Genomic DNA, 20,082 nt, shown 5'->3' with positions numbered 1-20,082 from the left:
CCCTGCCAAAAAACTGGCAGGAACACTACTCTTTTATTTGTCACTATTTTCTTACTACCTGCAAATCAGCGTATTTAATAACCATCAGGATAATCTACTTCGCATGAATTTTACCAAAAGACCTTTTCTGTTGACCATACTTGATGGCTGGGGATATTCCCCCGAAGTGGAAGGTAATGCCATCAGTGCAGCCAACACCCCGAACCTTGATGATTTGCTGGAGACATATCCGAATACACTCCTCAGCGCTTCAGGAGAGGATGTGGGACTTCCTGAAGGACAGATGGGGAACTCAGAGGTCGGACACTTGAACATAGGTGCAGGACGTGTTGTCTATCAGGACCTTACACGCATCAACCGGGATATCGGAAACGGGGACTTTTTCAAGAACCCTGTATTGAAGCAAGCAATTGAAAATGCAAAAGCACAGGGTTCTGCACTACACCTTATGGGGTTGTTCTCTTACGGAGGTGTTCACAGCCACATGAAGCATCTTCGTGCACTTATTGAATTTGCAAAGGATGAAGGTATTACCGATATATTCGTCCATGCATTCCTTGACGGCCGGGACGTTCCCCCAAGAGCGGCACTTGAGGATATGAAGGAACATGTGGAATACTGCAACAACCTGGGGGTCGGAAAGATAGCCACGGTTTCAGGGCGTTATTATGCCATGGACCGGGATAACCGCTGGGACCGGACCGAAGATGCATACAATGCGATCACCCTGGGAGAGGGATTATATTATTCAAAGGAGCCCATTGATGCCATTTCTGAAGGTTATGAGAGAGACGAGAATGATGAATTCATCAAACCTACGGTGATCGTCGATGAAAATGGTAGACCCATAGGAACTGTGAATGAAAAAGATACGGTCATTTTCTTCAATTTCCGCCCTGACCGTGCAAGGCAATTGACCTATGCTTTCGTGAATGATGAATTTGACAATTTTGAACGCAAAAGTCATCCAAAAGTGCATTTTTTATGCATGACCGAATACGATGAGAAGCTGGATGTCCCCATAGCATTCCCTTCGGAAGAACTGAAGAACACATTGGGAGAGGTGCTCAGCAAAGAGGGAATTAAGCAGTTGCGTATAGCTGAGACCGAAAAATATGCACATGTGACATTCTTTTTCAATGGCGGTGTTGAAAAGCAGAACGAAGGAGAGGACAGGTGTCTTATCCCATCCCCAAAGGTGGCAACCTATGACCTGAAACCGGAAATGAGTGCCTATGAGGTCACCGAAGAGCTGATAGAGAGGATAGGATCTGGAAAGTATGATGTGATCGTACTCAATCTTGCCAACATGGACATGGTAGGACATAGCGGCATAATGGAAGCGGCCGTGAAAGCGGTCGAGGTCGTTGATGATTGTGTAGGAAAGATAATTACTGCAATAAAGGAAGCAGGTGGCGAAGCCATGATAATGGCAGACCATGGCAATGCCGAAAAGATGGTAGAGTTCTGCAACAATACGGACAGGCAATGCCACACGGCCCATACGCCAAATCCGGTCCGCTGTATCTATGTGACACAGGAAAAGGGAGTTGAACTTCAAAAAGGAAGGCTTTCAGATGTTGCACCCACCATACTGAAGATAATAGGCATTGAAAAGCCACCGGAAATGACCGGTGTTCCTTTAATAAAGAACAGTTAAAACCACTGATCAAGAGTGCTTTGACTGCCACCCATGTTCGCTTCAAGGCGGTCAAGTGCTTTATTGACCCGGTCCTCTGAAAAATCATGTTTTTTGCAGAGAAGATCAATTACCCCGGCACGGTCAGGCTTGATCCATTTCAGTTCATAATCATCTGTTACCGGCGGGTTCATGAAGAAATCCCTTTTAGCGTCAAGGTCTTCGATCTCTTTTCCAAGTTCTTCGAGTACAGCTTTTATATCGCCGTGTTCCTTCACCAGTTTAAGCGCCCTTTTCGGACCGATGTTCTCGAGACCGGTATTATAATCTGTGCCTACACACATAGCAATATCGATCAATTGCTGTCTTGTAATGCCAAGTTCCCCAAGGGAATCCTCAAGGGATAAGATCTCAGGTTTAACATCCACATAGATGTTCTTTTTCGGAAGCTTTCGCTTACCGGTAATAGTGAGATTTCGAACCACTCGTGGTGCGCCGAAAAGAAATGAATCATAGTCCTGTGAACCGATATAATCAGCATCCCCTTTTTGGACCATGTATGAGGCCTGTGCCTCCCCCTCGGATGGTGCTTTCACATAAGGGATACCCATCAATTCCAATAGTCTGACAGAATCATCAATCATCTCACGGGTCACTTTTGAGGAGGCCTGTGCATACTTGTAGGCTTCTTCCTCAAGTCCCTGTGCTTTTGCATCTTCCCATTTAGCAGTTGCACTTTCCCGGACCTCATGGCGTTTTGCCAGAGTATCTGATTTGAAATCAGGAGGTTTACCATCAAAGACAAAAATAGGTTTGACACCTGCTTCGATGAGACTGGTAAGCCTATAAAGGATACCCGAAAGATGAGAAGTGATCTGACCGCTGGAATCCTTTAAAGGGGTTCCGTCACGTTGCCTGATTATACTTAAGAACTGATAAAGAGTATTATACGCATCGATAGCCACTACTTTATTTGAAAGCCCAGCTAACTCGATCGCATCTTTAAGAAGTAGATCCCCAATATCCGTACCCATGTTCAAATGATGTAAATATTATAGATCTCCAGAGAGACCATCGGTAATGGAAAGTCTGATATCGATGACAGAATCATCGTTTGCATTCATTTTCCCAACTTTAAGGACATTACCATCCCTTTCAACTACTTCTGTCTTGGTCACCTCAACCTGGTGTCCATCGCTACTAGTATAGTTCTTATGCACCACTAGGAGCTCCTGACCACCAACAGAGCCTTTTCCCACCATTGAGACCAGATTTTTTATGATCTGCTCAAATTCAGAATATATTAATATTTCTGAATACTTTCCAGCCTTTTTAATTATGCCAATTGGTTCTAAATTGATGCGCATATACGCACTCCCTTGAATCTTAGCAATATTACAAGTTCCACATATACTGGTACACATATATTGGTTTCGGCAGATGTCGACAGGCCGAATTTGATGTAACAGTTCACAATGAATGCGATTCTGCTTATTTCAAAGAAAAAAAGAGAGGGAATTAACGATATGATTTCCTATTAACTACGTCCATTGCCTCATCCACTACAGTGATAACTTCGTTCATCTTCCTGTCCATTGAACTCTCAATGCTCTGTATATTGATACGAAGAGAACGTTCCTTATCATCCAGCGTCTTTTCGATCCTCCGAAGCCTGATATCCAGAGAAAGGATCATCGCAGCTAATGCACCTACCATTACAATAGCAGAAAGTATGATCAAAGAATTAGCGGAGTTGGGTTTGAACCTGCCAAGCCATTCATAGGTCAGCACAAAAGAAGATACAACCATCACGATCGAAAATACAATGTCCCGGGGATCCATCATTTTACCTCATTTATTAAACGTACAGCAATCCTATCGATAACAACATCGATATATTAACTGATAACACCTATTATAACTATTATAACAATTACATACTATTAAATACTGTGCCGATATTTCAAATTTGCACTACATAGATATTTTGGGCACAGGGAGAATTATATTGAGTTCCGAAAAAGACACATTCAAAGATTATTTTCCAATGGTCGCAATGGCCGGGTTGATCCTAATAGTACAGGTTCTCGCATTAGTGCTGGCATCCCCAATGGATGAACTTGGAATGCAAGCCGTAGAGAATCCCGAATCGACTGCCAATTCGTTCTATTACATAGGATTCATCCTCGCATTCACATTCCTGTTACTGCTTGCTATCAAACGTAACATGAAATGGGTAATACAACTAACGATATTGCTTGCAGTAGGTGCCACCATATTCTACGGATTCTATCCGATCTTGTATATGCTTGGAATAAGTGAGACATTGAGCAGTACACTGGCAATTATACTGGCAATTGCACTCAGCATCGTCCTTTACAAGTTCCCTGAATGGTATGTCATAGATACCATCGGCATAATAATCGGAGCTGCTGCCAGTTCAATATTCGGAATATCCTTTGGGATCCTGCCAGCAATCGTCCTGTTATCACTTCTTGCAATATACGATGCCATATCGGTCTATAAGACAAAGCACATGATCGATCTTGCAGAAGGTGTGATGGACCTCAGATTGCCAATACTTTTTATCATCCCGAAAAAGCTGAACTATTCATTCATAAAGGACGGCATGAAAAAGGAAGGCGAAAGAGATGCGTTCTTCATGGGACTTGGGGATGCGGTCATGCCAACCGTCCTGGTGGTATCTGCAAACGTTTTCATTGCCCACACAGGGTTCATATCATACCCCGCCCTTGGAGCAATAATAGGAACACTTACCGGATTCATCGGGCTTACAATATTCGTCATGAAAGGAAAACCACAGGCAGGACTTCCATTCCTGAACAGTGGAGTGATCCTTGGATACCTTGCAGGTGCACTTCTTTAGGGAACCCCGCTTCTGGGATAAGATAGGCTAGATTGAATATAGATGCCAATAAGATAAAATTGTAAAAAACAAATTGAATTAAATATAGATGATGCTTAAAACAGCATCATCATGCTTTTTTTAATCGTGATTCGCGATCTTGCAAACATCACAATCATCGTTGCCATCACATTTCCGACCATTGAACTCTGCATCGAGAGCACGTGTGCCTTCCGCAAGTACGGATGCATTGGAAATAGCACCAGCGATCAGAACAGCATCAAAGATCTCTTCCTTGGTAAGCCCAAGCCTGTTTGCCACACGGATGTGCATATTCATACAATGGTCGCACCGAAGGGCAGATGAAACACCTATACAGATCAGCTCGATCGTTTTCGGATCAAGCCTTTCGAATTCACGCATGATCGAATTGTCATACATTACCTTAGGGAGAAGGAGATCCGGCATATCACGCATGAACTCCAGAATATATGGGATCTCACCGTAACGCTCCTTCACACCCTCCAGTACATCAGAAACTGCCTCATCAGGCTCTTTTTCGATGATCTCTCGGATCTTCTCAATGTCCATAATAATCCTCACTTAAATACAGATATTTTAAATATTTACTACCTCAGACCTGCGTTTTATCTTTACAAGAATGTAATCCTTCATCTTGGAAGGAAGTATGTTCGCCGCATCCGAAAGGAGGAAGCCTTCATCGAATTCGATATTTCCAACAGCTTCATGGTATCTATCATAAGGCAGTTTTATCCTCATGCCGTCAAGCTGAAGCGTGATCGGAGCAGGTGTCAGCACATTAAGAATATCAGGAACCTGTTCCTGAACCTCTTTCATGAGCCTTGCAGGAAGAACTGCAAGCGGGTCCTTTGCGATATTTTCCCTCTTGAGATTCACGATCTCACCCACCTTTTCATTCAGAACGTCCATTGCATCCAGTTCAGAACCTTTCCTCATCCTGTGAGCAATACGCCCGATGCCACCAACATATATGTCAGCTCCGGAAATTTCCTCAGTTCTGATGTTAGGCCCACCGGTCACCACGATAGGTATCTCGATGCCTTCGAAGAGCTTTGGCTTCTTGTTAATGATACAATCCTTGAAAGTGCCGAACGAGAAAACAGCAACATCATGCTCATTAATGAGCCTTCTCTCATAATCAGCAGACAATGCGACCCTTCGCCCCATTCCCCTTGCAAGCCCGATCATATTGGTATTCGCCCCTCCGCGACGGAGATATTCCGCAATATCACATGCTGAATGTGGAAGATGATGGGATGCGAGTGTAGGAGACACTACCGCTACTTCAGTACCAGTAAGCGGTGCCGAGGTCAGCTTACCAAGAAGCTTTTTGCAGAGATCCTCGACAAGATGGACATCCTTTTTCGGAATGAGCATAACAAGAGTGACCTCTGTTGAAGCAGAGGTCTTCTGAACGAGATAACCGCCAAGGTCTTCCAGAAGCTCAAGGATCAGACTGTGTTTGTGAATACCTCCTTCATAGATATAAGGTTCAAGTACTGCTGCCATCAGGAATCATCCCCTTCCAGTTCTTTCAACATAACATTGGCCTCATCGATCCAATCCTGCTGCATCGTATCCTCCGATGCCACGAAAACGAATTTGCCGCTATCAAGGGAATGGTAACGTATCCTGAACCCTTCCGGGGTGGCACGTATGGCCATGTCGGCAAGCCTTTCCCGGATCGTTTTCTCAGGATCATCCACGATAAGTTCAGCGATGAACTTATCCACGGTCTCAAGATCTGAAGCAACCTCGATAATGTTCCGTTCTGGCTGTATAACGTTCTGCCTTCCAAACTGTTCCCAGAGCCTGTCCAGAAACTGAGGAATGGTCTTCTCATCCCTGACAGTGATGACCACCTTTGCGTGTTCCCTGTCGAACTCAGTATCCGAGATCTCACCTGCCTTAATAGGAGGAAGACCTCTGCGAAGGAGTATGACCATCATGAACAGCGAATCCTCCGGCCTTATCCTCACTTTTATCCTGCCTATGGTGCGGGAGAATGCAAGCTCGGAGATGATATCCTTAAGGATGCTCTCATAAGCTGCAGCCTCGGAAGGTTCCGTAGTTTCAACAGTGAATATCTCAAGAGGTTCCATGAGAATCACTCCGACACATAGCCTGATGCGAGGAGGGCTGCACCCACAGCACCAATAAGCTGTGAATGCGGTGGCACTATGACATCTATTTTCAGGAGGTCACCAAGGGCCTTTGGAACCCCTGCAATAAGGGATGAACCTCCAACGAGGATCAGAGGTTCCTTTACCTCGACTTCCTGCAGCTGTTGCTCGAATATCTGCTCGACAACACTATGACAAGCTGCTGCTGCAACATCTTCCGGCGAGGAACCTTTTGCAAGCGAATTGACCAGTGACTGAATACCGAAAACGATACAGTAACTGTTCATTTCAACGTTCTTCTCCATGCCTTTTATAGCAAGATCGCCAAGGTCCGTGATCTCCACACCGAGGCGTTTAGCGGTCATTTCAAGGAAACGACCTGATGCTCCGGCACAGATACCGCCCATGGTGAACATTCCGGGAATACCGTCCTGTACGGAAATAGCTTTATTGTCCATTCCGCCAATATCAATAACAGTGGCACTGCCTTTTTGTTTATCTGCAAGGTAGACAGCTCCTTTTGAGTTCACTGTGATCTCTTCCTGCACCAGGTCCGCCTTGAAATGTTCGCCTATCAGGAAACGACCATACCCGGTAGTACCGATCGCCTGAATGTCCTCTCTTTTGAGACCAGCTTGATCAAGTGCCTGCTGTAATGCAGTCTCTGCACTTTCAATAACTTTTATGGTCGGTACCCAGCCCTCCCCGACGATCTCGTTGTCCTTCATAACGACCGCTTTGGTAGTAGTTGAACCGGAATCGACACCTGCGGTGATACCGGACTGTTTCACTCTCGCAAGCAGGTGTTTCCGTCTAGCAATGGTCGTCAGAGCCTCCAGACGTGTAAGCAGAGTTGCGGCAGTGGTACGCTCAGTGAAAGAATAGCTTATCACAGGCAAACCGGATTTCTCGAAGATGTACCTCCTCAACTCATTCCTCACGATTGCAGCTTCAGCGCAACGGAAACATGATGTCACGAAAACACCGTCCACTTTTGCAACGCCTTCAACGACCGCTTTCGCCCTTGCCATCATAAGTCTGAGGTCAGGACTTGCCACTTCCAACCCGAACTCCATACCGATGGTATCGAGGGTCGCAACATCCATCTCAGGATAAACAAGCTTGGCATTCAACATACTTGCGGCTTTTTCCAGCTCGCTCTGGACACCAGCATACTCACTTCCACAGGAAACAAGGGCTATCAGTACCGGATCTCCTTTATCGCTCATTTTTCATCACTCCCGGATGGCAGGGACTTCAAGAACTCTGCTATCTTGTAAACGAAATCCTGCCCTTCTTCCTCGGTATGAGGATACTGGATCTCAAGTATGGGGATGTCCTTTTCCCTGATAAGGAACTTTGTCAGTTCGTTGGTACGGGCACAGCCCATACATCCAAAACTGATAGATGAATCGCCAACGATTATGCCAGCTTCTGCAAGATCGATCATGGGACCAATAAGGGACATCCTTCCGCGAACTCCTGCAGGCACTTCCACCGCAGCATATTTCAAACCGTGTTTTGGGCCTTCCGGAGTAATGTTCAAAGGAGGGGAATCAACACCAACCGTGTTTATTATCTCCTTGATCTTCTCCATCATAGCAAGAGGTTCATGTCCGAACCTTTCCACCATATCGGAAAGTATCAGGCTGTTCGTAGGATAAATGATAACTTTTGCCAATGTAACACCTCATAATTCTGAATCAATTATCTTCTTCAACTTCGATATATCAAGTTTTTTCGGAGCCTCATGCTCTTCAAGGGGTTCGCCAGCCTCATATTTGTCCAATGCTCTGCCTATCATGGGAAGCATATTCACCTCTTCCCTCAGGAAATGGAAACCTGGTCTTGGACCGCCTCCTCTTCCCGCCCGGCATCGAACCTCTGCGCCTGGCTTAAAGCCCCTTTCCTTTACAAATATATGATTACGGTCCATTGAACGAAGGGTTTCGACCACTTTGAGCACAGCCTCTCTCGGACCATTCACCATCGTACCAAAACAGGTCTCCTTGATGGTGATGGAATCTTCCGATTCGTAAACCTTCATAGCTGCGTCCGTGGGCAGGATGCTGTCCGAACTTATGACAACTATCTTCGTGATGTTATCCTCAGTTTCTTCAGCCATCAATTATCACTCCCCTTACTTCAATAACGTACATAACATCCCCATCCTTAAGCCCTTTAAGTTTCTCAGGTTCAAGGATATGACCAATGATATTTGTGCTCAGGAACTTCTCACCCGTAGGACCGAACATATCATCATCGTCCAGTTTTACACCAACCATACCATGCCTTTTAGCCGCCTGGTTGGTGACACCGATATCACCTGCATTTACCTTGCCTACGGGAACGTTCTCAGGCATGATCTCCTTATATTTTTCCGCAGCCTTTTCCGCCTTGAATATATACGTGTTCTCGTAGGTCATCATGACCGGCAATGCCCCAACGGGTTTGAACTGGAGATCGATAGCATGTCTGAAGAAATCAAGCGTTTTTGGAGCCAGATCATCATAAAGTTCAATGCTAACAAGCTTTGAATCCGGAACACCGATAACTTCCACAGATCCCTGTCGCATAACATCGATGCTGTGCGGGGGATCCTGTTTCACAACAACAGCATCTTCTTCCACGTATCCTTTCTTAACAATCTCGATACCAAGTGCAGAAAGCTTTTCCTCTGCAGCTTTGAAAGACAGACCCAATAACCAGATCGGTTCCGGATCAGTCTTTACCATCAATTTCTGACCGGCTTCCGCCATCTGCACAAGCTCCATGCCATGCGACAAATGTCCTATAACGGAATGCATGACACTTGCCGGACGGTCATCGCGGGCAATGAAGACCTTGCCGGAACCATACCCTACTGTCCTTACCCATACTGAACCTTTATCCCGCGGGTCAAAACCTTCATACTTGCACATCTCACCGTGCAAGGAACTATCCGAAATAAAAGAGCTGGAAACAAAGTCCACCTCGAAGGTCCCATCCCGGATCAAAGCAAAAAAGTGTTCTGCCCCCTCAGGAGTTTCCGGATTAAGCTCCACTTCCACATAAGTGAATATACGGTATCCGTCCTCAAGTACTGTGGAGAGATCGGAAGTACAGATATGCTCCCCTGTCTCTTCCCACTCCAGAACAGGTTCGATGGAAAGGATACTATCCCCGCTTCCAAGTTCTTTCAGGACATTGATACCACTGATCACCTTTCCAAAGGAACCATCTTCAGGTGCACCGTATTCCGAGGAGTGATCATCCAATGCGATGATCAAATGAGTATTACCGGGATCAAGACCACCCGCACCGAAGATCACATCATATTTCTCAAGTGATACTGAGCCTTTACCAGGAACAATATCCGCCTCGAAAGGACCAAAAGCTATTGCATCCCTGGAATCCCAGCGTACACTGACACCTTCATAATCTTTAAAACGGTCTGCCCATATCCCTGAGGATACAGACCCACCATTGAGTTCTATTTTAAATTCACCTTTAGAGGTCTTAACGACATAATCGATAATAGCACCGCTTCTACCGCCCTCATCTTTCTTGAGAAGACCTATGGCAGAACCTTCCCTATAAGGAGTTTCAGATGCTTGTATAGCATCCCCCAATGTAGAATTTGGGGGCATTGCTATGCGATGATCATTGACCTCTACACTAATCTCGCCGCTCAGGCCTATCGCCTCCATTACATAATATAAGAAGCTAAATGTTAAACTTATGCTCCCTGAGCAACAAGCAAACGTTCTTCTTCAGTAAGTTGAGAAAGCACCTCTGCCGGCTCACCGATCGACACGATCTTAGCATCTCTCATCAGTGCAACACGGTCACATACTTCATGCAGGAAGTCCATGTCGTGAGATACGATAACGAACGTATCACCCATTTCTTCACGTGCTTTGAGAATGGACCTTGTGACCTCTATCTTTGTGATAGGGTCCATGGTACCGGTAGGTTCGTCCATGATAATGATGTTAGGTTCCTTCATCAATATCTGAGCAAGAGCAACCCTGTGCCTTTCACCTTCACTGATATCATCTGCCATCTTTGGAAGAATGGATTTTGCCTTATCCTCGCTAAAACCAGTAGTTACAAGCGTCTTAATGGCCTTGCGTACTGCAAGCTCATAAGGCAGGTCGATACCTATTGACTCCGTCAGGTTGTCAATGATCGTCCTGTGAGTGTAAAGCCCATATTCCTGATGCAGAATACCCATATATTTAGTGGCACGTCCCCTGTTATCAGGACCCGGTTTGGTCATGTCCACCCATTCATCGCCCACACGGACCTGAATATCCCCTTTTGTAGGTGCAACGATTCCCATGAGCATCTCGGAGGTAGTTGTCTTTCCTGCACCACTTGTGCCTGCAAGACCAAATATCTCACCTTCCTTCACATCAAAGGAGATATCATTTACCGCATGTATAACGCCCCTTGTTACAGAGATATATTTCTTGACAAGGTTCTTGACATCGATTATCGGAGCACCAAGAGGAACTTTGACATTCTTCTCAATGCTGGACACCATGCCCATGAACTCTTTAGCAACCTTGCAAGGCTCACCTTCACTGATTATCGCACCATCTTCAAGGATGATAGCCTTATCTGCAAGCTTCTCGATGACCTCAGACCAGTGAGATGTGATGACCATGGTCATATTATAATCTTTCACGGCCTTTTCAATAACATCATGGACGATATCGGCAGTCCTTGGATCGAGCGTGCCGGTAGGTTCATCCGCAAGCAAAAACATTGGATTTCTCACAAGTTGCCTTGCAAGAACCACCCTTTGTTTCTCCCCACCACTCAGATCACGCGCAACGTGCATCAACCTGTGAGACAGACAGACATCTTCAAGAAGTTCCATAGCCCTTGACATCGCATCAGGACCTGTATATCCGATCTCTTTCAGAGAGTTCATCACATTTGCAACTACCTGATCATCGCCATAAAGGGCGAATGTACGCTGCAACATAATGGCAATTCTCATGGAAACGCTCCTGCGCTCATGATCATGCTGAGACAGAGCTACAAAATCCGCATCAAATGCCTTCATATCCTCATGATTACAGAGACGGCAAGGCTTGCCTACTTTACTTGGCGGGTCGATATGACCACATTTATCGCATCTCGCAAGATGATAAATGATGGAACCGGAAATGTTCTCGTATTCTTCAGCACCTCGCAGAGCGTGCATCAAAATTGTTTTCCCAGCACCACTGCGCCCCAGAATTCCAATAACCTCACCTTCATTGATGTTAAGATTGATATTCTTCAGAACATTAACACCGTCGTAAGTGATAGTTAGATCTTTGACCTCGATGAACAATGACATTTGCTTTCCTCCGATATGGTTAGCGTAAGTACCCATTTTTATATATTGATATATTGATTTTCAATATTACTTAATGGTTTTGTATATAAATATCAAAACCGAATTAACTTCATTTTGTGCATAACATCACCAAGAATTTATCCTCAGTAGATACACAGAGTTACATAATGCAGTACATAAATATAACGTATTGCCGTATCAGTGTTAACATTAAAAAACAGATACCATCGACCCAAAAGGTGACCAACCGCCAGATGATTAGGATTCAATCCCTGTCAATGAGGTCAACTACTTCTTTAATATAATTGATAATAACGTTTGCAGACTTCATCAACTTTTCCGGGCGTTCATCCCCCTGTTGTATGGTCATCACCCCGACATCAGCTGCCCTGAGAGCAAGAATATCATTCATCCCATCGCCCACCATGAGAACTTTTTCATACTTATCTTTCAGCTCAAGGATGATCCGCTCTTTTTCACGGGTGGTGGCAATATCAAATACCCTATCCATAGGAATAGCAAGACATTTTGCAAGCTGTTCGAGATTGCGCATACTGTCACCCGAAGCAATATAGATATCAGCCCCGCGCTCTTCAAGTTTTTCGATGGTATCTTTTGTATCGTGGAACAAACGTCCCCCCGTACTCAATACATAAGGGACCGAATAATCGTTCCTGTCCACTATGATCCCGGCTGCGACATAGAAGATGTTTGGACACCGTGCTTTTACCCTGTCAACTACCTGAAGTATATCAGAGATCCTCAGTTCGCTTCCTTTAATAATATCATAGGCTTCATCAACAGAGAACGGATCGCTGGCACAACTGATAGCAATAGTTATACCATACTCATCGATAAAATCACTAACACGCATGCTATGGTCGGCACTCAATACCACACTGGGTTCAGTATGAAGAACGATAAGTGCCCGCCCCTTTCGTTGTGCAACAAGTCCGGTACTATCTATGCCCGTAATGATCTGACCGGTCCCCATATCCTTTGCAACGCGATACATATGCAGTAGAGTTCCAGCACTATCAAAGACCACAGCTACGTTCTTTTGCATAATGATATGATTCAGCTTACCAGATTATTAAACTTGTGTTCTCAAAAAAGAAGAAGAGGAAGAAGGCTAAAGAACAAAAGGACCCCCTTCATTGAATGATAACGATCTGTGAAGGGTCTTCAACGATGATCTCAGGACTTCCTTTGTACTCGATCACCTTTCCGGTCACTAACACGTGTTTTCCCCCATACATGATATCAGGGTCCTGTGAAAAACGATCCCAGTCATCACTCCATATGACCACAGTGAAATATCCCTCATAAGGGTCATGGAAATTAAGGAAGACTATCCCCGAATCATCTTTTTTTGTGGTCCGTACTATCGTGCCTTCAACTGTAACGACCTGGTCGATGTAGCGTCCTGCTTCCAGATATGAGATAGTGACAGCATCCTCCGCCATGGCAGGAACCGACCAGAGCCCGACACCATTCTCTTTTGCCATTATCTCCGCACTGTCAAAAATGTCCTGATAATAAATATCCGGCCTATAGGTCTTTGAGAAAGCAAGTCCTGAAAGGACAAGTTCTTTGTTCACCATTTCACCGTCCACCCAGACATACCTTAAAAGTCTGCCATAATGATCGGTCTCACTAACATCCTTTTCGAGCCCGACTACCTTGCCAAGGACCCTTTGCACCATATATTGCTTCGCTTCGGAATAATAAGGTTCTCCGACCTCAGGAGTATCAACTCCTATAAGCCTTACTCTTTCACCTGAAGAGATCACGATCGTATCACCATCTATAACCTCCGTCACATTCACAAACTCAAGGGTATGAGCCGATGAATCGATGTCCGACCCCACACAACCTGAAGATCCGACAAGGCATAAAATGACCAAAAGAAGAGCCACATATTTATTCATGGAGGGAAGACTATAGAAGAACATTATAACATTTTCTGAATGAATTATATAAATGAATGAAAAGATGGGTCATTTTATATAGAAGAGTATCAAGATGGATGTGATTGACAATATTTGTCTTCAAACAAGTCAATTCTCAAGGAATGGGATCCAAAGTGCAGGAAAATGCTTTACCAAGAATTTTGGTCGTGGATGATGACCAAAAAAATGTAGAACTAATGGAAGCGTACCTCTCTCCCGATTATGAGATGATTCCTGCATACCGGGGAAAAGAAGCACTTGAGATCCTTGAAAAAGAGGAGATAGATCTTGTTCTACTTGATGTGATGATGCCGGATATGAAAGGTTATGAAGTGTGTGTTAAACTCAAAGAAAATGAGAATACTCAATTCATACCCATCATCATTGTTTCAGCCCTTTCCAGAAGAAAGGACCGCATCCAGGGCCTTGAAGCCGGCGCAGATGAATTCCTGACAAAGCCGATCGATCAGATCGAACTGAAAACAAGGGTCAAATCCCTGTTGAGACTCAAAGAGCTTTACGATAAGAACATCGCGGAAAAGGATCTTGCCAAAAAATATCTTGAAACCGCCGATGTCATGCTCACAGTGATAGACCCCGACCATAAGCTCAAGCTGATCAACAAGAAAGGTTGTAAGATCATAGGTTGCGAGGAAGTGGACTTTATAGGAACTGATTTCTTCAAAACGCTTATACCGGAAAGATTTAGGGAAAAGGAGATCTCAGACTTTGACACCTTTATCTCTGGAAAAGTGGACGGCCTTGATAACTTTGAATCCCCACTGCTAAGACCGGATGGAGAAGAAAGGATCATAAATTGGCACAACACCCTGTTAAAAGATAAGGATGGAAAAATAACAGGGATGTTATCTTCCGGGGAAGATATTACTGAGAAAAAGAGAGCAGAAGAAGCACTTGCGAAGGCTGAAGAGACACATGAAAAAGAGATACACCATCGTATAAAGAACAATCTTCAGATAATCGCCAGTCTGCTGGACCTTGAGGCCAGCAATTTCACAGACCCCCGTGTGATAGATGCATTTGAAGAAAGCAGGAACCGCGTCCATTCAATATCCATTGCACATGAAGAACTGTACCGTTCAAGAGATATGACAAACGTTGCTTTCCGGGATTATGTGAATGACGTTACAAATTATCTGTACCAGATGAATGACCTGCAGGGAAAAGATATTGAACTAAGTATGGATGTCGAGGATATTCTTTTGAACGTTGACAAAGCCATCCACCTCGGGCTTATTCTTAATGAACTTATTGTGAACTCTTTCAAATATGCATTCCCAGAAGGAAAAGGGAACATATCCATTGCTTTCCACAAAAAGGAAGAGCAGTTCACTTTCATTGTTGCCGATGATGGGATAGGCATCCCGAAAGGGATAGAGATAGGCAAAACAAATACCTTAGGCATGCAACTGGTGAACGAACTGGTGGACCAGATCGGTGGAAATGTACATCTTAACAGAAGTAATGGAACAGAAATAACTATCACATTCAAAGATAGATAACATTCCCAAGTGAGATGAAATGAAGCTCAAATTTACGATTATCAGCATTCTTCTGATATGCACCCTTGTGACTCCTGCATTCGGAGCTCTTGGAGAAAAGGAATATCCGAGATTCTTTGACGAACCCTGGGACCATTCTCCCATAACAGTGTATATAGATGATGTGAATACCCCCCTCCACTACAGCCATACATATCGGACAGCAATTGTGGATGCAACGAAGTATTGGGAAAACGGAGGGAACGGTAAACTGTATTATAACCCCGATTTCGAGATAGTTGATAACCCTAATGCAGATATTTACGTCATGTGGGTCGAGACCATGGAAGAGGCCACCGGTGCAGAGGATGGTGTTGCAGGATACTGCCGACCGGAAATAGCTGCTGGCAGATTCGTTCGTGTCAGTATAGTTCTGGAAGTCGGCGATAAAAGAGGATTTTCCTGGCAGCAATATGGAGATGCGAACATGGAACAGATCGCCATACATGAGTTCGGACATGCCCTTGGGCTTGACCATAGTAATGACAAGAAGGACATAATGTATCCCTCGTATGAACAGAGGGAGAATGTGAATCCCTTGCTTCTGGAAAAGACGTATCCGATAATAATTGCAATTGTATTGATAGCCATAGGCGTTCTGGGATATTTGGGAACAGGATGGCTGCGCTATCACAAAAAGATAAAGAGCCTTGAGGATAAACACTTTAAAAAGTGAATTGCAGAACATTGGAATATATCCATAGGATATGCATTTAAATAGTTTTGAAACATCCATGCCCATGAATTTCTTTGTTCGTTAGATTGATATATAGAATAAAGATTTATAACCACACATTCATCCATTAATAAAAAACATTACATTTTTGCGATTACAGGAGGATTATAAATGAAACAGCAGGTAGAGGTTAAAGAACTTAAAGAAGGTAAATACGTCCTTGCCGATGATGAGCCATGTGTCATCAAGAGCATACAAAAATCAAAGCCAGGTAAGCACGGATCAGCAAAAGCAAGGATAGAGGCAGTTGGCATATTCGATGGCCAGAAACGTTCCATCATAAGCTCAGTTTCCGCTAAGACCTACGTACCTATCGTCGAGCGTAAGAGTGCACAGGTATTATCCATTTCCGGCAACATCGCACAGCTCATGGACATGGAAACCTACGCTACATTCGAACTTACCATCCCTGAAGACTACAAGGACAGGGTCACTGAAGGTAAAGATATCACATACCTTGAAGCCATGGGTAAGATGAAGATAGACCTTAGATAAACCCTTAGGAATATTATGTTCTATCAGCCCGGCATGATGGATGCACTGGCAGACTACGATTCTGCCAGTTATGTCATATTTGGAGTACCATTTGACCGCACATCATCGTTCAGGGCTGGAAGCAGATGGGCTCCTGATGCCATAAGGAGCGCCACTGCAAATTTTGAAAGTTATAACTCTTTTTTTGATATTGATATATCAGACGTTCCGGCCCATGATGCAGGAAATTTCGAAGCAGGGGCTCTTGTGGACGATGTCCTTGATGAGCTTTATCTCGATATCCTTAACATCGTTGATGACGGAAAGATCCCGATAATGATGGGCGGGGAACACTCACTGACACTGCCATGTGTGAAAGCCTGTGCAAAACATGCAGGAGAGGATCTCGGAATCGTTGTACTGGATGCACATTTTGACCTTCGGGATGAGTTTGAGGGAATGAAGTACAATCATGCATGTGTTTCCCGCCATATTCTCGAAGAGGTCACTGAGAACTATGTCAGCATAGGCATTCGAAGCGGTCCAAAGGAAGAATGGGACTATGCCAAAGAGAACAACGTCCGTTATTATACTCCCGAAGATGTTACAGAGAAGGGGATAAAGGGACTCACTGAGGAGATCAATGAATATCTTGATTGTGAGAATATTTACATCTCCCTTGATATGGATGCACTTGACCCCGCGTTTGCACCTGGACTGGGAACACCTGAACCATTTGGACTTTCATCGGTACAAGTGAGAGACATCATAAGGAAATTAGCACCCATTGCCAGAGGTTTTGATGTGGTGGAGATCTCTCCGGAATATGATAACGGGCAGACTGCAATACTTGGTGCAAAATATATCCGCGAGTTCATCGCTGCACATGCTGCCTCAATTAGATGAAACGTTCATGGTTAAGTTTATACACACATCTAACAATCATATGCTCAGATACCATGAACGAAGAAGTAATAGTCGAGTGTCCTGTATGCTCACCTGAAGAGCCAGTAGAACACGAGATAATGAGAGCGGGACAGAATCCCGTCGTACAATGTCAGGAATGTGGAGCAGTCCACACAACCATAATTGAAGAGAAAAAGCCGATCATTACAAAAATAATTGTTAGCAAGGATGATATTTCATTTACCCTTCACGCACCTATCGACTCAGAGGATATGCTATATATCGATGATGAACTTGTGGTCGATGATGAGCACTCTGACGAAGTATATCCAATAATTGTCACTGCCATTGAATCCGAAGGTCGCCGTGTGGACCGCCAGCAAGTCGAGAAGATCGATGTGGTCTGGGGACGTGCCACAGACGAGGTTACTGCAAAGATATCATTGAAGGTAAGGAACGGCTCAACATCTCTGGAAAAGAAAGTCCCGGGAGAATTTGAGTTCGTTGTCGGTGGAGACTATAACGCCGGCGGAAAGTCGTTCCACATCACCAAGATAAAGATCAGAGATGGCGGATTCCGATCACGAAAGGGAGATAGTGTTGCTGCCAAGTATATCAAACGTATCTATTCGATCGAAAAGCGCAGGACAGGATGGGGAGAAGGGAAAACCTCATGGAGCCAAAGGGACAAGAGATATTAATAAGAGCACTGGAATTGAACGGGACTGGCAAGCGAGTGCTCAATGCCATGAAAAAGGTCCCGCGACACCTTTTTGTTCCGGAGGATATGCAAAGTGTTGCTTATGCAGACACTCCGTTACCCATCGGACATGATCAGACGATCTCCGCACCTCATATGGTTGCCATAATGTGCGATCTTCTGGAAATTACCGAAGGTATGACCATTCTGGAGATTGGAAGCGGATCTGGATATAATGCTGCTGTGATGGCTGAACTTGTAGGTAAGAACGGGAATATCTACACAATAGAGCGAATTCCAGAACTTGCCGAGCTTGCCAGAAGCAATCTTGAAAGAGCAGGATATTCAAACGTCACTGTGATACATGATGACGGTTCCTGCGGCCTACCTGAACACGCCCCATACGAACGCATCACTGTGACTTCCGCAGCCCCCGAAGTACCACAGCCGCTCAGGGAACAGTTAGCAAACAACGGGATAATGGTGGTCCCAGTAGGAACACGGCATCAAAACCTTGTCATCGTAAGGAAAGACAACGAAGGCAACATCAATTATAGAACATGGGGAGAGGTCATATTTGTACCCCTTATTGGAAAATACGGCTTTTGAACTATGGATAATGCATAAATATATTTATATCTCCTGAATAAAACTATATACATGCCCCTTCGTATATAGCACTACATAGAAATGTGCAGAAAGGAGAGATGAACATAGAAACGAGAAAGATACAGCAGACGGGCGGGTCCACATACATCGTATCACTCCCAAAAAAATGGGCTGAAGGGGCTGGAATAAAGACCGGGTCACAGGTGACACTTCTGCCACGATCGGACGGTTCGCTTACGATCGCTCCAATGGACAGTGAGACACCTGCCCAGAAAAAGAATGTGATAGATGTTAGCGGCCACACTGGAGACGAGCTTATACGCACCCTTATTGCTGCATACCTGTCCGGGTCTGACCTTATTGAACTTCGTGCAAACAGGATACAGGCGGAACAGAAGAAGACCATCCGAAATGTTTGTTATAAGCTGATCGGACCGGAGATAATCGAAGAGACCGCAAAAACGGTACTCATTCAGGACCTTTTGAACCCGAACGAAGTATCCATTAAAAAGAGTGTTCGCCGAATATTCCTTATCTCCAATTCCATGCTAAAGGATGCCATACAGGCATTAAAGACACAGGACGATGACCTCGCCATTGATGTAGTAGAGCGTGATGATGAAGTTGACCGTTTATTCCTGTTGATATCAAAGCAGTTCAGATCAGTGCTCCGTGGAAAGCGTGTCCCCGATGCATCCGAGACAACGATCGATGAGTATCACGATCTGAGACTCGCTGCAAGTTCTCTTGAGCGTATTGCTGACCACGCTGCAAAGATAGCAGCGATAGTACCGACATTGGAGATCCAGATCCCTGCGGAAACAATGGACCTTATAGAGGCCTCAACAGAAGCCTCAAGTAAAATGGTAGAGGATGCCATCGAGGCATTGTACACCCAGAACACGGGACTTGCAAATATGGTCATCTCAAGGGCAGATGATACAAAGGTTAAGATCAATGCACTTGATGCATCCCTTTTAACGCTTGAGTCACCTGAATCCATTGTTGCACTTGGCACTGTGGCAGACAGTCTTGACAGGATAGGGGATTATGGGTCCAACATTGCAGAACTCGCAATAAATCTATCAATGGCACTCATTCAAAACAAATGAAATCCAGAATGATTATTTATTATGAC

At 44.6% G+C, this 20,082-nt stretch carries 22 protein-coding genes; 9 read left to right on the top strand and 13 right to left on the bottom strand.

Annotated features, from left to right (window positions below):
- Positions 1–103 precede the first annotated feature (103 nt).
- Positions 104–1,660 (top strand): 2,3-bisphosphoglycerate-independent phosphoglycerate mutase, encoded by a 1,557-nt coding sequence (gpmI, locus tag KDK67_RS01295; RefSeq protein WP_250867036.1) that lies wholly within the window; start codon positions 104–106, stop codon positions 1,658–1,660.
- Here the strand turns inward: gpmI and fen are convergent.
- The 3 genes from fen to KDK67_RS01280 all read right to left on the bottom strand — a co-directional run bounded on the left by fen (position 1,657) and on the right by KDK67_RS01280 (position 3,484).
- Positions 1,657–2,673, bottom strand: coding sequence for a flap endonuclease-1 (gene fen, locus KDK67_RS01290; RefSeq protein ID WP_250867035.1), 1,017 nt, complete (start codon positions 2,671–2,673; stop codon positions 1,657–1,659). The genes gpmI and fen overlap by 4 nt on opposite strands.
- 18 nt (positions 2,674–2,691) lie before the next feature.
- Complete coding sequence (locus KDK67_RS01285) at positions 2,692–3,006, bottom strand: hypothetical protein (RefSeq protein WP_250867034.1); 315 nt, start codon at positions 3,004–3,006, stop codon at positions 2,692–2,694.
- 151 nt (positions 3,007–3,157) lie between these two features.
- Positions 3,158–3,484, bottom strand: coding sequence for a hypothetical protein (locus KDK67_RS01280; protein WP_338101220.1), 327 nt, complete (start codon positions 3,482–3,484; stop codon positions 3,158–3,160).
- Positions 3,485–3,647: 163 nt separating this feature from the next.
- Here KDK67_RS01280 and KDK67_RS01275 point away from each other — a divergent pair, with 163 nt between their 5' ends.
- A complete protein-coding gene (locus KDK67_RS01275) occupies positions 3,648–4,526 on the top strand; it encodes a presenilin family intramembrane aspartyl protease PSH (RefSeq protein ID WP_250867033.1) in 879 nt (292 codons plus the stop codon).
- 120 nt (positions 4,527–4,646) lie between these two features.
- Here KDK67_RS01275 and KDK67_RS01270 read toward each other — a convergent pair whose 3' ends face one another.
- The 10 genes from KDK67_RS01270 to KDK67_RS01225 all read right to left on the bottom strand — a co-directional run bounded on the left by KDK67_RS01270 (position 4,647) and on the right by KDK67_RS01225 (position 13,936).
- A complete protein-coding gene (locus tag KDK67_RS01270; protein WP_250867032.1) occupies positions 4,647–5,096 on the bottom strand; it encodes a carboxymuconolactone decarboxylase family protein in 450 nt (149 codons plus the stop codon).
- Positions 5,097–5,123: 27 nt separating this feature from the next.
- Positions 5,124–6,056 (bottom strand): methanogenesis marker 7 protein, encoded by a 933-nt coding sequence (locus KDK67_RS01265; RefSeq protein ID WP_250867031.1) that lies wholly within the window; start codon positions 6,054–6,056, stop codon positions 5,124–5,126.
- Complete coding sequence (locus KDK67_RS01260) at positions 6,056–6,649, bottom strand: methanogenesis marker 17 protein (RefSeq protein ID WP_250867030.1); 594 nt, start codon at positions 6,647–6,649, stop codon at positions 6,056–6,058. Before KDK67_RS01260 ends, KDK67_RS01265 begins: the two co-directional genes overlap by 1 nt.
- Positions 6,650–6,654: 5 nt before the next feature.
- Positions 6,655–7,899 (bottom strand): methanogenesis marker 15 protein, encoded by a 1,245-nt coding sequence (locus KDK67_RS01255; protein WP_250867029.1) that lies wholly within the window; start codon positions 7,897–7,899, stop codon positions 6,655–6,657.
- Positions 7,896–8,351 (bottom strand): methanogenesis marker 5 protein, encoded by a 456-nt coding sequence (locus KDK67_RS01250; RefSeq protein ID WP_250867028.1) that lies wholly within the window; start codon positions 8,349–8,351, stop codon positions 7,896–7,898. Before KDK67_RS01250 ends, KDK67_RS01255 begins: the two co-directional genes overlap by 4 nt.
- A 9-nt stretch (positions 8,352–8,360) precedes the next feature.
- Entirely contained in the window at positions 8,361–8,795 is a 435-nt protein-coding gene (locus tag KDK67_RS01245) for a methanogenesis marker 6 protein (protein ID WP_250867027.1), read from the bottom strand.
- Entirely contained in the window at positions 8,788–10,359 is a 1,572-nt protein-coding gene (gene mmp3 / locus KDK67_RS01240) for a methyl-coenzyme M reductase-associated protein Mmp3 (RefSeq protein ID WP_250867026.1), read from the bottom strand. The genes KDK67_RS01245 and mmp3 overlap by 8 nt, the downstream gene beginning before the upstream one ends.
- A gap of 29 nt (positions 10,360–10,388) precedes the next feature.
- A complete protein-coding gene (gene atwA / locus KDK67_RS01235) occupies positions 10,389–12,005 on the bottom strand; it encodes a methyl coenzyme M reductase system, component A2 (RefSeq protein ID WP_250867025.1) in 1,617 nt (538 codons plus the stop codon).
- Between the two features lie 265 nt (positions 12,006–12,270).
- Positions 12,271–13,071: an HAD family hydrolase gene (locus KDK67_RS01230; RefSeq protein WP_250867024.1), complete on the bottom strand. Its 801-nt coding sequence runs from the start codon at positions 13,069–13,071 to the stop codon at positions 12,271–12,273.
- Positions 13,072–13,159: 88 nt separating this feature from the next.
- Positions 13,160–13,936, bottom strand: coding sequence for a thermonuclease family protein (locus tag KDK67_RS01225; protein ID WP_250867023.1), 777 nt, complete (start codon positions 13,934–13,936; stop codon positions 13,160–13,162).
- Between the two features lie 143 nt (positions 13,937–14,079).
- Here KDK67_RS01225 and KDK67_RS01220 point away from each other — a divergent pair, with 143 nt between their 5' ends.
- From KDK67_RS01220 to KDK67_RS01190, 7 genes are all read left to right on the top strand, one after another.
- Entirely contained in the window at positions 14,080–15,480 is a 1,401-nt protein-coding gene (locus KDK67_RS01220; protein ID WP_250867022.1) for a sensor histidine kinase, read from the top strand.
- Between the two features lie 19 nt (positions 15,481–15,499).
- Positions 15,500–16,195 carry a matrixin family metalloprotease gene (locus tag KDK67_RS01215; RefSeq protein WP_250867021.1) on the top strand — a complete coding sequence of 232 codons (696 nt, stop codon included), beginning with the start codon at positions 15,500–15,502 and terminating at the stop codon, positions 16,193–16,195.
- Positions 16,196–16,366: 171 nt separating this feature from the next.
- Positions 16,367–16,750, top strand: coding sequence for a translation initiation factor IF-5A (locus KDK67_RS01210; RefSeq protein WP_250867020.1), 384 nt, complete (start codon positions 16,367–16,369; stop codon positions 16,748–16,750).
- A 15-nt stretch (positions 16,751–16,765) separates the two neighbouring features.
- Positions 16,766–17,635, top strand: coding sequence for an agmatinase (speB, locus tag KDK67_RS01205; RefSeq protein ID WP_250867019.1), 870 nt, complete (start codon positions 16,766–16,768; stop codon positions 17,633–17,635).
- Positions 17,636–17,688: 53 nt separating this feature from the next.
- Entirely contained in the window at positions 17,689–18,336 is a 648-nt protein-coding gene (locus tag KDK67_RS01200; RefSeq protein WP_250867018.1) for an HVO_0476 family zinc finger protein, read from the top strand.
- A complete protein-coding gene (locus KDK67_RS01195; protein WP_250867017.1) occupies positions 18,288–18,944 on the top strand; it encodes a protein-L-isoaspartate O-methyltransferase in 657 nt (218 codons plus the stop codon). The genes KDK67_RS01200 and KDK67_RS01195 overlap by 49 nt, the downstream gene beginning before the upstream one ends.
- Positions 18,945–19,042: 98 nt before the next feature.
- Positions 19,043–20,056, top strand: coding sequence for a phosphate uptake regulator PhoU (locus KDK67_RS01190; RefSeq protein WP_250867016.1), 1,014 nt, complete (start codon positions 19,043–19,045; stop codon positions 20,054–20,056).
- The last annotated feature ends 26 nt before the right edge of the window (positions 20,057–20,082 follow it).

It is taken from the genome of Methanococcoides seepicolus (assembly GCF_023684405.1).
GTDB lineage: Archaea > Halobacteriota > Methanosarcinia > Methanosarcinales > Methanosarcinaceae > Methanococcoides > Methanococcoides seepicolus.
The sequence above is the reverse complement of the archived record's forward strand: the minus strand, read 5'-3'. Positions and strand labels throughout refer to the sequence as shown.

Coding starts and splice junctions, on each gene's coding strand:
- KDK67_RS01195 (WP_250867017.1), top strand. CDS start 18,288: ATGGGGAGAAGGGAAAACCTCATGGAGCCAAAGGGACAAGAGATATTA.
- KDK67_RS01210 (WP_250867020.1), top strand. CDS start 16,367: ATGAAACAGCAGGTAGAGGTTAAAGAACTTAAAGAAGGTAAATACGTC.
- KDK67_RS01260 (WP_250867030.1), bottom strand. CDS start 6,649: ATGGAACCTCTTGAGATATTCACTGTTGAAACTACGGAACCTTCCGAG.
- atwA (WP_250867025.1), bottom strand. CDS start 12,005: ATGTCATTGTTCATCGAGGTCAAAGATCTAACTATCACTTACGACGGT.
- KDK67_RS01265 (WP_250867031.1), bottom strand. CDS start 6,056: ATGGCAGCAGTACTTGAACCTTATATCTATGAAGGAGGTATTCACAAA.
- KDK67_RS01215 (WP_250867021.1), top strand. CDS start 15,500: ATGAAGCTCAAATTTACGATTATCAGCATTCTTCTGATATGCACCCTT.
- KDK67_RS01270 (WP_250867032.1), bottom strand. CDS start 5,096: ATGGACATTGAGAAGATCCGAGAGATCATCGAAAAAGAGCCTGATGAG.
- fen (WP_250867035.1), bottom strand. CDS start 2,673: ATGGGTACGGATATTGGGGATCTACTTCTTAAAGATGCGATCGAGTTA.
- KDK67_RS01255 (WP_250867029.1), bottom strand. CDS start 7,899: ATGAGCGATAAAGGAGATCCGGTACTGATAGCCCTTGTTTCCTGTGGA.
- KDK67_RS01280 (WP_338101220.1), bottom strand. CDS start 3,484: ATGATGGATCCCCGGGACATTGTATTTTCGATCGTGATGGTTGTATCT.
- KDK67_RS01230 (WP_250867024.1), bottom strand. CDS start 13,071: ATGCAAAAGAACGTAGCTGTGGTCTTTGATAGTGCTGGAACTCTACTG.
- KDK67_RS01225 (WP_250867023.1), bottom strand. CDS start 13,936: ATGAATAAATATGTGGCTCTTCTTTTGGTCATTTTATGCCTTGTCGGA.
- KDK67_RS01200 (WP_250867018.1), top strand. CDS start 17,689: ATGAACGAAGAAGTAATAGTCGAGTGTCCTGTATGCTCACCTGAAGAG.
- KDK67_RS01220 (WP_250867022.1), top strand. CDS start 14,080: ATGGGATCCAAAGTGCAGGAAAATGCTTTACCAAGAATTTTGGTCGTG.
- KDK67_RS01285 (WP_250867034.1), bottom strand. CDS start 3,006: ATGCGCATCAATTTAGAACCAATTGGCATAATTAAAAAGGCTGGAAAG.
- KDK67_RS01245 (WP_250867027.1), bottom strand. CDS start 8,795: ATGGCTGAAGAAACTGAGGATAACATCACGAAGATAGTTGTCATAAGT.
- KDK67_RS01190 (WP_250867016.1), top strand. CDS start 19,043: ATGAACATAGAAACGAGAAAGATACAGCAGACGGGCGGGTCCACATAC.
- mmp3 (WP_250867026.1), bottom strand. CDS start 10,359: ATGGAGGCGATAGGCCTGAGCGGCGAGATTAGTGTAGAGGTCAATGAT.
- speB (WP_250867019.1), top strand. CDS start 16,766: ATGTTCTATCAGCCCGGCATGATGGATGCACTGGCAGACTACGATTCT.
- gpmI (WP_250867036.1), top strand. CDS start 104: ATGAATTTTACCAAAAGACCTTTTCTGTTGACCATACTTGATGGCTGG.